Genomic DNA, 13,799 nt, shown 5'->3' on the forward strand with positions numbered 1-13,799 from the left:
GTCTCTGGCGCTTAGCCCGGGAACAGCATCCACACCGCGAACGCGGCCACCACGAATGCGAAGTACTGGAGCGGCATGAAAAAAACCGTGTGGCTCGGTTTCACCAACACGTATTTTTTCGTCCCCGGATCGACTTGATGCTCGCCCGGAATCTTGGAGATGCCGTAGCCGAGCACCCAGATGACCGCGGCCGACAGGCCGAGGAAGAGCGTCGGCGCCCAACGGTGGCTTGAGTAATAGCCGGAGCCCATCACGAGGTCCAGGCCCAACTGTCCGAGCAAACAAAAAATGATCGGGATGATAATGCCGATCAAACCCGCGCCTTGCCATATAACCATTACCGCACCCCATAGAATTGAACAGAAACCTGCACTGGATGAATCCACGATCGGCCAAATCGGTGCCAGAGTATGCCTCCGAATTCCAATTTTTTTCAATACAAAATGGCAACACTTAATCAGTCCGCAGCAGATCCCATGGCACAGGCAAAAAAAAATCCCACCGCGCAGGTGGGATTTTTTATCGGGCCGCGGCGGGTCGCCGCGCCCGGTTCACGCCATTACTGCGACAACACGCTGACGTCGTCGATGATGAACGAGGTCGCGACGGTCGAGCCTTCCACGCCGAGGAAGTAGACGCGCACGGTCTGGCCCTTGTAGGCGTTCAGGCTGAAGCTCTTCTGCACAAAAGTCGTGCCCTTGTTCAGGTTTGAGTACGTCGCCAGCGTGGCGAGCACGGCGCCGGAACTGCTGCGCACCTGTACCTTGAGCGTGTCGTAGGCGCTGGTCGTGGTCGTCTCGGCCGAGCTGACCTTGAGCCAGAAGCTCAGGTTGACGCTGGTGGCGCCCGAGGGGATCGCGATCTGCTGGTAGGCCGTATCGGTGTGCGACGCGCCGTAGCCGTTGAGCCATGCCTTGTACGAACCCGTGCGTGCCGGCTGCGAGGCGTCGTTGGTGATCACCCCGCTGGTCGCGCTCCACGATGCCGAACCCGATTCGAAACCGCCGTTGAGGATCAACTGGCTGGCGGTGCCGACGCTGAAGCTGACCGCGGTCGACAGCTTGCTGTTGCCGGCGGCGTCGAAGGCCTTGGCCGTGAGCGCGTGGGTGCCGCTGCTAAGCGTGCTTGACAAGAGCGTCATCGAATACGGCGCGGCCGTGTCCGTTCCCTTGAGCACATTGTCGACATAGAACTCGACCTTGGAGACGCCCACATTGTCGCTGGCCGTGGCCGCGAAGGTCTGCGTGCCGCTGCTGACGCTCTGGCTGGCGGTCACGGTCGGCGCGGTGGTGTCTGCGACCGGGTTGCTGATGCTGAAGGTTTGCGCGGCCGACACGCCGATGTTGCCGGCGGCATCATAGGCGCGTGCGACGAGGCTGTGGCTGCCGTTGCCCAGGGTGGTCGAATCGAGCGTCGCCGAGTACGGCGCGGCGCTGTCGGTGGCCTTGAGCACATTGTCGACATAGAACTCGACCTTGCTGACGCCGACCGCGTCGCTCGCCGTGGCCGACAGCGTGATGGTGCCGCTGGTGCCGCTTTGGCTGGCCGTGACCGCCGGCGCCGTGGTGTCGGCGGTCGGGTTGCTGACGCTGAAGGTTTGCGTTGTCGACACGCCGACGTTGCCGGCCGCGTCGAACGCGCGCGCCACCAGGCTGTGGCTGCCGTTGGCCAGCGTGGTCGAGTCGAGCGTGACCGCGTACGGCGCGCCCGCGTCCGTTCCCTGGAGGACATTGTCGACGTAGAAGTCGACGCGCGCCACGCCGACCGCGTCGCTGGCGTTGGCCGACAGCGTGATGGTGCCGGCGGTGCCGCTCGCGGCCGCCGTGACGGCCGGGGCGGTGGTGTCGCCGCCGGTGTCGGCGGTCTGGGTCACCCAGATCGGCGCCGACCACAATATCTTGCCGTCGCCCTGGGTCAGCTTGGCGTAGTAGAAATGTTCGCCGATGGCCGGGGTGATCGTGGTGTCGGCCGTGGCCGACAATTGGGTCACGGTGCCGTTACGGCCGGGCACGCCTTCGTAGATCACGACCGTGGCGACGGTCTGTCCGGTGGTGCTGGCGAAGTTGGCGAGCAGGTTCAGCGGGCCGCTGTTGGTGATGCGCGAACCCATGATGTGGCCGTTCGCGGTCAGCACCAGTTGCGAGTTCTTGTCCATCGTCGCGAACACACGGCGCGCCTTGAGCGCGTCGACGAAGCTGGTGGCCGAGAGCGCCGTTCCGCTCGGAATCAAGACGCCGGTGCGGTTGGTGTACGAGGCGCCCCAGTTGGCGCAATGGTTGTCCTGGTTGGTGCTGAAGGCGACGTGGAAGCCGGCCTCGAGCGCTTTCTTGCAGCCGCTCTCGTAGGTGCTGCGGCCGGTTTCGGTCTCGGTCGTGTTGGCCGAGAAAGCCGAGGTGTTGAGCACCTCGCACAGGACCATGGCCTGGTCGCCGTCGGCCGTGTAGCCGAGCGGGATTCCGTTGACCAGGTATTGCCCGGTCGACGCTGGATGGTTGAACTGGCCGACATAGCCGCGCTGGCGCATCGTGCTGTACAGGGCGGCGTAGTCGGTCTTGTCGGTGAAGGTGTCGCCGATCAGCTGGCCGCTGGCATTGTATTCCCACTGCAGCAATTCGGTCGAATTGAAGATGTTGAGGTGGCCGCCGTTGTTGATCACGCCCCACTCGAGGCCGTACACGGCGAGGAAGTCAGGGTTGGCCGTGTTGAAGTCGGACGCGGCCGTGAGGCCGGACTGGAACAGGGCCTGGGCGGCGGCCGGGCTGGCCGCCGTGTTGGTCGACGAGGAGCCGTCGTACATGTGGTTGTGCTCGCTGGTGACGAGCAGGTCGAGGCCGCGGTTCTTGGCGTAGATAAAGGCGTCGGACGGGCCGAACTCGCCGCTTTGCGGCGCGTGGCCGCTGCTGCAGCCGGCCACCGCGTCGCCGCCGTCGCTGTGGTTGGTCTGGCTGTGCAGGTTGCCCAGGATGACGGTGTACGGCAGCGAGGCCGTGGCCGGCGCGGCCATGGTGCCGATGGTGCCGCCGCCCGCCGCCTGCTTGCCGCCCTGCTTCATGGGCGTGAATTTCGGCAGCTTCGCGCTCGGCGTGGCGCCAACCGAAATCTCCCACGTTTGCTCGATGAGGTCGGCGCCGGTCGCGCCCAGCGCCTTCTCGACCGCGCCCTCGGAGGCGTCGGCGCGCGCGGCGCCGGCCGCCTCTTTCGACAGGGCCACCATGCGCACCTGGTAGATGCCGGCCGGCAGCGCGACATTGTCGACCCGGCCGTCCCAGGCCAGCTTGACGTCGACCGGCTTGGCGAACAGGCGCTCGGCGCCGTGCCAGCGGCGCACCACCGCGCCATTCGGGCTTACCACTTCGAGGCGCCAGCTCACGTCCTGCGCCGTCTTCACATACGGGTAGTCGAACGCGAGCGTGAAAACGCGCGCTTCGCGCTGCGCCGCGCTGGTGCCGGCCGAGGCCTTGTACGGCGCGTGCAGCGACGCCTCGAACTCGCGGTGGTCCGCTTCGGAGGCGAAGCCGATATTGCTGGCGGTGAATGCTGCGAGCAGGATCGCCAGCCGCGGCAGGCGTTTGAATGAAGTGGTTTGCATGTTGGTTTCCGATTGATCGTCGTTATTGTTATGCCAGTATTCGCCTTCTCAACATGATGAGTTGATAACGAATTGTGGCAACTATGCATGACCACAACATGACGCACTAATTCGATTTACCTTGTAAATTCATTCTTAATTGATATAAGTTGATGGAAAGAGCATGTCTTTTACTGATGGGCAATTCGACAACGGGGAGCGGGGGATGCTGGGGCGCAAGCACGGTACCGACCCGTGCTTGGCGTGGAGAAATGATATTTTTCCGTGTGTGGCGGAAATGATGAAAATGTCCAGAATTGAACATTTCCGGCTCGATATTTTTGACAATATTGCGTCGCGACGGAATGGGGTCAGACCCGGGGTCTGACCCCGGCCTTACTCCTTGCGCACCAGTTGCAGGCGCACGTCGTGCGCGCGGCCGTCGTCGACCAGCATGATGACCCGGTCGGCCTGGTCGACGCCGTCGACCACCATGCGCGGCTCGGGGCCGGGCGTGACGGAAATCGTATAAACGGTTTTCCGGAAGCGGTAGTCGAGCTTGAAGCCGCTCCAGCCGGCCGGCAGGTGCGGGGCCAGCGTCAGGCGGTCGGCCGCCAGGTTCACCCCGAGCAGCGACTCGATGATCAGGCGGTACATCCAGCCCGACGAGCCGGTGTACCAGCTCCAGCCGCCGCGCCCGACGTGCGGCGCCACCGCGTACACGTCGGCGGCGACCACATACGGCTCGACCTTGTAGAGCGCGCTGGCCTCGGGCGTGTCGCCGTGGCGCACCGGGTTGATCATGTTGAGCAGCTCCCACGCCTTTTCGCCGTCGCCCATTTTGGCGAACGCCATCGCGGTCCAGATCGCGGCGTGCGTGTACTGGCCGCCGTTCTCGCGCACCCCCGGCACGTAGCCGCGGATGTAGCCCGGATTGAGCTTGCCGTCGTCGAACGGCGGATCGAGCAGCTGCACCAGGCCGAAGTCGCGCCGCACCAGGCGCTGGTCGACCGCCTTCATCGCGCTGGCGGTGCGCGCCGGGTCGGCCGCGCCCGAGAGCACGCCCCAGCTTTGCGAGATCGAGTCGATCTGGCATTCGTCGTTGCTGTGCGAACCGAGCGGGGTGCCGTCGTCGAAGTAGGCGCGCCGGTACCACTGGCCGTCCCACGCGTGCTGCTCGACGTTGCGCGCCAGCGTGGCCGCCTCCTCGCGGCAGCTGGCGGCGAAGGCGGGGTCGCCGTGCAGGACCGCCACCTCGGCGAAGCGCTGCAGCACCTCGAACATGAAGAACGCCAGCCACACGCTCTCGCCCCTGCCCTCGTTGCCGACCCGGTCCATGCCGTCGTTCCAGTCGCAGGTGCCGATCAATGGCAGCCCGTGTTCGCCGAAGCGCAGGCCGCGCTTGATGGCGCGCACGCAGTGCTCGTACAGGTCGGCCGTGTCGCCGGTGTGCGGGAACAGGTCGTACAGCGACTCCTCGTCGTGCTTGAGCATGCGGCCCTCGAGGAACGGCGCGTGCTCGGCCAGCACGCTGGCGTCGCCGGTGCCGACCACGTAGCGGTGCGTGGCCAGCGGCAGCCACAGGTAGTCGTCCGAACACTTGGTGCGCACCCCGCGGTCGGACGGCGGATGCCACCAGTGCTGGACGTCGCCCTCGACGAACTGGTGCGCCGCGCACAGCAGCAGGTGCTCGCGCAGCAGGTGCGGCTCGGTGTGGATCATCGCCATCGCGTCCTGCAGCTGGTCGCGGAAGCCATACGCGCCGCCCGACTGGTAGTAGCCGCTGCGCGCCCACATGCGGCAGGCGATGGTCTGGTACATCAGCCAACCGTTGGCCAGCACGTCGAGCGCCGGGTCGGGCGTTTCGATGCGCACCGCGCCGAGCGTGTGCTCCCAGTGCGCGCGCACCTTGGCGAACGCCTGCGCGGCCGCCCCGCTGCCGCTGTATTGTTTGATCATGCCGGTGGCGTCGGCGTTGCGCCGCCCGCCCACGCCGAGCATGAACACGAACTCGCGCTCCTGGCCCGGTTCGAGGTCGAACCCGACCTGGATCGCCGCGCACGGATCGAGCCCGGCCCCGACCTTGCCCGACAGGCGCGCGCGCGCCATCGCCGCCGGATTGGCCAGGCCGCGGTTGCGGCCGATGAATTCGGTGCGGTCGGCCGTCACCGAGCGGTTCTGCGCCTCGACGTGGAAGAAGCCCACGCGCCCGCAGAACTCGGTGTTGTAGGCGTTGCGCGCGAACAGCGCGCCGCTGACCGGATCGACCTCGGTGGTCACGTGCATCGACGACTTGGCGCGCAGGTCGCCCAGCACCCACTCGACGTAGCCGGTGGCCGACAGGCGGCGCGTGGCGTCGCTGTCGTTGCGCAGCTTGATCACCGTGTACTTGACCGAGGCGTCCATCGCGACGAAGGTGAACAGGGTGCTCTGGATGCCCTCCTCGGTGCGCTCGAACACGCTGTAGCCGAAGCCGTGGCGCGTCGTGATTTGGCTGCTTGACGGCACCGGCAGCGCGGCCGGCGACCAGAACCTGCCGCTTTGCTCGTCGCGGATGTAGAACGCCTCGCCGCTGCGGTCCGACACCGGGTCGTTGTCCCACGGGGTGAGGCGGAATTCGTGCGCGTTCTCGCTCCAGGTGTAGGCCTGCCCGCTTTCGGAGACCACGCTGCCGAAATTGGGGTTGGCCAGCACGTTGACCCATGGCGCCGGGGTGCGGGTGGCGCCGTCGGTGCGGATCACGTACTCGCGCCCGTCGGGCGTGAAGCCGCCCAGGCCGTTCTCGAGGATCAGTTCGTGTTTGACGGCCGGGATGCCGGCGCGCGCCTGCCAGGCCGGCACCCGCTGCTCGGGCGCCAGCGGCGCCAGCGGCGCCAGCTTGGGCGGCGCCAACGTGCCGCGCTTGATCTGCTCGGCCAGCGTGCCGCGGCTGTCGGACACGATCGCGCGCGCCACCGACTGCATCAGCACCCGGTCCTCGTTCGAGATCTGGTCGAGCAGGCGCACGAAGATCCCGCCCGGCCGGTCGATCGCCTGGGCGTCGATGCCGGAGGCGATCAGGCCCATGATCTGGTCGTGCAGCAGCTGGCGGTAGCCCGACTGGTCCTCGTACCAGATCACCAGGTCGACCACCAGTCCCTTGAGGCGCCAGTACGCGTGCGCCTGCACCATCTGGCGCGCCAGCTCCATGTTGGCCGGGTCCTTGATCTGCATGAGCACGATCGGCAGGTCGCCCGAGATGGCGTAGGCCCACAGGCCCGACTGGCCGCGCTGGTTGCGGATCAAAACCGACGGATCGGCGCGCAGCGCCGCGTTCGGATAGATCACGGCGCTCGCCAGGCGGCTGTAAAGCTGGGCGTCGGACTCGCTCGCGTTGAGCTGGCGCAGCACCACCTGGCTGTGGGTCCAGGCCAGTTCGAACACGCGGTCGGCCAGGTTGCGGTCCTGGTATTTGTCGATCAGGTGCAGCGCGCCCTCGCGCGTCTCGGTCATGCCGGTGACCACGTCGAGCGTGACGACCTGGTCGGGCGCGAGCGTGACGCGGTAGCGGATCGCCACCACCGGATCGAGCACCGAGCCCTCGGCGCCGGCCAGCGGGCCCGGCTCGCGCAGCGCCTGCGGCGCCAGCGTGCTGTTGGTGCGGCCCAGGAACTGGCTGCGGCTGGTCTCGAACGAGGCGTCGAGCAGCACGCCGTCGTGCACCGTCATCAGGTGCAGCAGCCACGGCATCTGCTCGTCCTTGGTACGCGGGCGGCGCGTGCACAGGATGGCGTTCTCGTTGCGTAGGATTTCGGTTTGCACGAACAATTTGCTGAACGCCGGATGGGCCGAGTCGGCCGCCGCCGGCGCCATCACCACCTCGGCGTAGCTGGTGAACTCGATCGAGCGCGTCACATTCGAGGTGTTGGTGATGCGGGTGCGCCGCATCTCGATGTCGTCCTCGGGCGAGACCACGACCTCGGTGTAGAGGTCGAGGCCGCGGTCGTGGCGCCGGAATTCGGCGCGCCCCTCGCTGAAGATGGCCTCGTATTTGTTCGGCTCGACCAGGGTCGGCTGGTAGGTGGTGGACCAGAACTGGCCATCGACGACGTCGCGCACGTAGCAGAAATTGCCCCAGTTGTCGGAGGTCGCGTCCTCGCGCCAGCGCGTCACGGCCAGGTCCTTCCAGCGGCTGTAGCTGCCGCCGGCGCTGGTGACCATGACGTGGTAACGCCCGTTCGAGAGCAGCTGCACCTCGGGCTGCGCGGTGCTGGTGTGGCCCACGATCCGCATCGGCAGCACCGACTCGGGCGGCGTCTCGCGCAGGCCGGCGGCGTCGTCGCCGTGCGAGCGCACCGCGCCCACCTTGGGCACCCGCTCCTGCAGCACCAGCAGGGTGGCCTGCATCTGCGGGTCGGACTCGAAGCGGCGCTGCATCGGGCGCCCGTGCAGCAGGTAGCTCAGGGCCAGGAAGCCCATGCCCTGGTGGTGCGCCATGAACGAGCGGACCACGGCGAAATTCTGGCCGCGCGGCAGGCGCGCCGTTGTGTAGTCGATCGCCTCGTAGAAGCCGTACTTGCCCATGAAGCCGAGTTGCGCCATCCGTTCGAGGTTGGCGCAGGCGGCGTCGGGGTCCACCATCAGGCTGAGCATGCTGGCGTAGGGCGCGACCACGAGGTCGTCGGCCAGGCCGCGTTTGAGGCCCGTGCCCGGCACCCCGAACGCGCGGTACTGGTAATTGAGGTTGGCGTCGGTGGTGTTGTAGCCGGACTCGGAGATCCCCCACGGCACATCGCGCTGGCGCCCGTATTCGATCTGCGCGGCGACCACCCCGCGGTAGGTCTGGTCGAGCAGCGTGTTCGAATAGTTCGGCATGACCAGCAGCGGCATCAGGTACTCGAACATCGAGCCGCTCCACGACAGCAGCATCTGTTCGCCGCCGATCACGCACAACTGGCGTCCCAGCGCGAACCAGTGCTCCTGCGGGAACTGGCCCTGGGCGATGCCCACAAAACTGCACAGGCGCACCTCGGAGGCGAGCAGGTCGTAGTAGCTGGCGTCGAGCCGGCGGTCGGTCACGTTGTAGCCGATCGCAAGCAGGTTGGTCGTGGGGTTGTACATGAAACCGAACTCCATGCGCGCCAGCGCGCCCGCGCGCTCGGCCAGTTGCGCCAGCGCGGCCATGCGTTCGCGCGCGCGCGCGCTGCCCAGCGCCACCAGTTGGTGCAGCGCCTGCTGGCGCTCGCGCTCGCTCGGCGCGAGGTCGGAGCCGGGGCTGGCCATCAGGTCGAAGGCGGCCAGTTCGCGCAGCGTCGGCATGCGCGTCAGGCTCGAGTCGACCAAGTCCTGCTGGTCGGCCTCCATCCACGGCGCCAGCTCGATCAGTTCGGCGCGCGCCTCGCGGCACTGGGCGGCGAGCTTGTCGGCCCACTCGCGCAGCGCCGGTTCGGGCGCGGGGCCGAGCACGGCCGTCAAGGCGTCGGCGCACTCGCACAGGCGCGCCAGCGCCGTGTTCATGCCGGGCAGCGTGCCGGCGTCCGCCAGGCGCTCGGGCGCGAGCTGCTTGCGCATCGCCTCGAGCGCGGCGGCCACGCCGGGGCCGGCGTCGGTCGCGTGCTCGGCCACCACGCCGAGCGTGATGGCGATGCCGTCGAGCCGGTGGCGCGGGCCGATCGGCTGGTCGGCCAGCCCGGCCAAGCCGGGGGCCAGCGTGATCAGGTGGCCGGCCAGGTTGCCGCTGTCGACCGCCGACACGTAGCGCGGATGCAGCGGCGCCAGCGTCTGGGTGTCGTACCAGTTGTAAAAGTGGCCCTGGTGGCGCTCCATGCGCTCCATGGTGGCGAAGGTGTTCCCGGTGCGCGCGATGAGCTGGCGCAGGCCGATGAAACCGAAATCCCAGGCCGTCAGGTTGGCCAGCAGCGACATCCCGATGTTGGTCGGCGAGGTGCGGTGCGCGACCACGTGCACCGGATGCTCCTGCATGTTATCGGGCGGAAGATGGTTGTCCCCGGCGCCCACGAAGTCCTCGAAGAAGCGCCAGGTCTTGCGCGCCAGCGCCTGCAAAAACACGGTCTGCGGGGAGGTCAGCTTGGACGCCGCGCGCGATTGCGGAAGGCTGATCCACCATGCCATCGCCGGCGCGCAGAACCACAGCAGCAAGATCACGGCGGCCGCCGGCAGCGCCGACGGGTTGATGAGCCACAGCCCGAGCGCGGTGCCCGCCGCCAACGCGGGCGAGAACCACATGTCGGCCAGGTTGCGCGGCAGCGAGCCGCTGGCGGGGGCGATGCCCGAGGCGCGCCAGGCCAGCAAGTGGCGGCGCGAGGCCAGCATGCGCCAGCCGGTGCGCACGATCGCGTCGAGGCTGAAATACGCCTCGTACGGCAAAAAGGCGATCATCAGCACCGCGTGCGTGACGTGCACCCCGGCCGCGCTGAAAAAGCCGGCGAAGTGCTGGCGCCACAGGACGTCGTGCGGCTTGCCGGTCAGGTGGAACATGGCGTTGACCAGCGCCGGCAGGAACACCACCGACAACACCGCGGCGCCCCAGAACGCGGGCGCCGGCAGCAGCGCCCAGCACAGCAGCAGCAGGGCGGTCAGGGCCGGCGCCACCAAGCTGCGGCGCAGGTTGTCGAACAGCTTCCAGCGCGACAGCATCGACAGCGGGTTCTTCTCGCGCTTGCCGGCGGCGGCGGGCACGGTCGGCAGCAACCAGCCGGCCAGCTGCCAGTCGCCGCGGATCCAACGGTGGCGCCGGCCCACGTCCTCGCTGTAGCGGGCCGGGTAGGCCTCGTAGAGCTGGGCGTCGCTGAGCAGTCCGGCACGCAGATAGCAGCCCTCGAGCAGGTCGTGGCTGAGGATTTTGTTTTCGGGCAGGCGCTCGCCGAGCACGCGCTCGAACGTGTCGACCTCGTAGATGCCCTTGCCGATGAAGGATCCCTCGTAGAACACGTCCTGGTAGACGTCGGAGACGGTGCGCGTGTAGGGATCGATGCCGGCCTCGCCGCCGCACAGCTGCTCGTAGGCGGAGGCGGTTTCGCCGGGAAGGGACACGTTGACGCGCGGCTGCAGGATGCCGTAGCCGTCGATCACGCGGGTGCCGGCCGCGTCGAGCTGCGGCTGGTTGAGCGGGTGCGCCATGGTGGCGATGAACTGGCGCGCGGCGTCGCGCGGCAATTGGGTGTCGGTGTCGAGCGTGATCACGTAGCGCACATTGAGCAGGCCGCAAGTGTCGCCCTCGACGACCGAGAACTTGTCGCGCGCGCCGCCGCGCAGGAAGGCGTTGAGCGCGGCCAGCTTGCCGCGTTTGCGCTCGTAGCCGATCCAGGCGCTCTGGCCGGCGCTCCAGACGCGCGGGCGGTGCAGCAGCACGAACGGTCCGCACGCGCGCGGGCCGGCGGCCGGGTCGGCGTCGGGCTCGTTGCCGTACTTGAGATTGAGCGCGGCCACGCCCTGGCGCGCCAGCTCGACGAGCTCGTCGTCGCCCGGCATGGTCTCGCGCTCGGCGTCGGTGAAATCGGTGAGCAGGCAAAAGCGCAGGTTTGGGTCGCGGTTGGCCAGGAAGCGCACTTCGAGCGCCTCGACCAGCGCGGCCACGTTGTCCTTGCTGTGAATGAGGGTCGGCACCACCACCATCGCGTGCGCGTCCGACGGGATGCCGAGCTTGAAGTCCATGCGAGCGAGCGGGCTTGGGCGGGTGAGCTGGGTGGCCATGAAATTGACCAGCGCGATCGCGAGCTGGGTCGCGCCGAACGCGCCGAGGATCCCGACCAGCCAAAGCAGCGCGCCGCCGGTGCCGCCGTCGCGCGCGTGCAGCACCACGCTGGCGGTGAACAGCGCGGTGAACACGCCGATCGCGCCGAGGTAGGTCGTCAGCGGTGCCGAGCGCGCCGTTTTGGCGATCGCCGGGCCGGCCGCGAAGTCGGGCTTGAGGCGCCGCTCGAGCTGATCGAGGCCGGCGCCGACGAGGTAGTAGCCGACGTGGCGGCGGCGCTGGTCAAGCCCGCCGCCGGCCAGGTCGCGGTTCTCCTGCGCCAGCGCGAGCGCCTGCTCGGCGATCTCGACCTCGCTGCAGCGGCAGCGGCAGCGGCGGCCGAGCTTTTCGATCACGTGGCGGTAGTTGTCGCGGGTGGCGAAATCCATCTTGCCGTAGGTGCCGGAGGGGTCGCCGCGCAGCACCGCCTCGACCGGGCTCATGGTCTCGACGAACTCGCGCCAATCCATCGTGCCCAGAAAGCGCAGGCTGCCGATGCTGTTGCTGATCGAGACCTGGTCGGCCGCCTGCTGGCCGATATCGAGCTGCACCATCTGCTCGATGGTCTGGCCCGAATCGGCCAGGCGCATGGTGACCCACTGGAGCGCGAGCATCAGCGCCGGGCTCATGCCCTGCATGCGGCGCGACAGCTCGGCCACGAAGGCGCTGGTCATGGGCGGGCCGGAGCGGGCCATGTCGGCCACCAGCAAGATCAGCTCGCTCGGATTCTTCTCGGCCGTCTCGGCCATGCGGTCGGCCCAGTTGCCGGCCAGGTCGCGCTGGACCCGGTTCTCGTAGACGCGCGCGGCGACGCGGCGCAGGTTCTCGATGAGCGCGATGCGCAGCATGATCGGGATCGCCCACAGCTCGCCGAGCTTGAGGGCGGCCACGTTCTGGTAGGCCTCGACGAAGCGCGACAGGCTTTCGGGGTCGACCCGGCCGTCGCCGTGGGAGATGATCTCGAGCGCGATCTGGTAGACGCGCGGGATGCCCTCGGCGTCGGCGTTGGACAGGCGCGGTAGTTCCTTGCTGTAATTTTTCGGCAGATGGCGGCGGGCCGTGCGGATCTGTTCCTCGATGAGGTAGAAGTTATCGAGCAGCCACTCGGAGGCCGGCGTGATCTGGCGCCCGGCCTTGATGGCGGCGGTCAGTTCGGAGCAGGTCTTGGCGATCAGATCGGCGTTTTCGGTCAGGCGCGGCAGCAGACGGTCGGGGCCGCCTACCTTGCTCAGCGTATGCCTTTGTGCAAGATGTTTTCCGTGCATCGCCATCTGGGCGGCACTGAACAATTCGGAGCGCAGCGGCGATTCGTCGTGAATCTCGCGGGTGCGGCGGGCGATGTTTTGCCACGGATAAAGCGTATCGGACAGGATTGTGTTCTCTTCGTTCAAAACGGACCTCGCGTTGGGGCGTGAAAATCCAAACCACTGCGAGACAGCGGAATGCGACCGGGTGCGCGTCAAAGCCGGGTGATGAGGCAGACCGCACGGCTGTCCCCATGATAGTGAGCAATACCCGATCGCACCGTGCGCCAGCGTACACAGCAAAATCTTAGTGCCTGTCAGCCCCCACCGAAGGCGAGCACCACACCGGGGTCTGACCCCGGTTGCGTAATTTTTCGCTTTTGAATGCACGCCGGCGGCGAGTCCTGCTATGTAGACCTCATAAAAGCCCGATGGCGCCGGTCAATGTTCCGCAACCGGGGTCTGACCCCACTTTAGGAATGTTTCATAAGTGGGGTCAGAGGCTGAGAGTTTTTCGGGCGTGTCCGAGCAGCCCGCCAGAAAGCGGCAGATCGAGGCGCAAAGCACAGCCATAGCGGGCTATGGCGAGCATTTGCAACGACGAACTGGCGCTTTCTGGCGTGATGAGCGGGCATGATCGAAAGACTCTCAGCCTCTCAGACCCCGGTTGCGTAATATTTCGTTTTTTGCAGCGCGGAGACGGTGAATGGGATGGGGTAGGCGCGGTAAGCGGGCTCGACGGGATGTGCGCCTACATGGGCTTAGGAGGACTTCCCACACGGAAAAGTACTTGTTTAACGTCTAATGAAGTCATTGAATAACAAAACCGATCCGCAACTAAAGATCGCAGACGCCATGAACCAATTCTCGACATCCACTGCTGATTTACGCGACTGGGCTTTCGCCGCCGGCGTCCGCCTCGCCGACCAGAACAAGCCGCTGCTGGTCAACCTCGCAATCGAGGCCTTGCTCACCATTCACACACTCAGCTTGTGGGGCCGCAAGCGTCTGTGCTTGTGCCGCCCGGCAACAAGATCCGGCGTCGGCATGTTCGGCGCCCCGGTCGCCAGCTACGCGCCGTCGTGGCGCACCGAGCGCCGCCGCAACCCGCGCCGCCGCGGCAATGTCAGCCATGTGCGTTGCTCCCCCGTCGCAGCCATGCTGGCGCGATTGTCACAACTGCGAAGGGCGTCGCTCTACCGCCGCGCCGCCGAGCTATGCAATTTTGTTGAACGTGGGCCCCAGTTATAGATAA

The 13,799-nt window shown here is 67.1% G+C and carries 4 protein-coding genes; 1 reads left to right on the forward strand and 3 read right to left on the reverse strand.

Annotated elements, in window-relative coordinates:
• Positions 1 to 11 precede the first annotated feature (11 nt).
• The 3 genes from C7C56_RS14825 to C7C56_RS14845 all read right to left on the reverse strand — a co-directional run bounded on the left by C7C56_RS14825 (position 12) and on the right by C7C56_RS14845 (position 12,691).
• On the reverse strand, positions 12 to 314 hold the full coding sequence (locus tag C7C56_RS14825; protein WP_146204493.1) for a hypothetical protein: 303 nt from the start codon (positions 312 to 314) through the stop codon (positions 12 to 14).
• A 245-nt stretch (positions 315 to 559) separates the two neighbouring features.
• Complete coding sequence (locus C7C56_RS14835; protein WP_181373187.1) at positions 560 to 3,589, reverse strand: Ig-like domain-containing protein; 3,030 nt, start codon at positions 3,587 to 3,589, stop codon at positions 560 to 562.
• Between the two features lie 375 nt (positions 3,590 to 3,964).
• Positions 3,965 to 12,691, reverse strand: a complete 8,727-nt coding sequence (locus C7C56_RS14845; protein ID WP_307719050.1) for a glycoside hydrolase family 94 protein — start codon at positions 12,689 to 12,691, stop codon at positions 3,965 to 3,967.
• 666 nt (positions 12,692 to 13,357) lie between these two features.
• Between C7C56_RS14845 and C7C56_RS14850 the strand changes: the two genes are divergently transcribed.
• The gene (locus tag C7C56_RS14850) at positions 13,358 to 13,795 is read left to right on the forward strand and encodes a hypothetical protein (RefSeq protein ID WP_146204494.1); all 438 of its coding nucleotides are present in this window, start codon (positions 13,358 to 13,360) and stop codon (positions 13,793 to 13,795) included.
• Positions 13,796 to 13,799: the final 4 nt, after the last annotated feature.

Source organism: Massilia glaciei, from assembly GCF_003011895.2.
Taxonomy (GTDB): Bacteria; Pseudomonadota; Gammaproteobacteria; order Burkholderiales; family Burkholderiaceae_D; genus Telluria_A; species Telluria_A glaciei.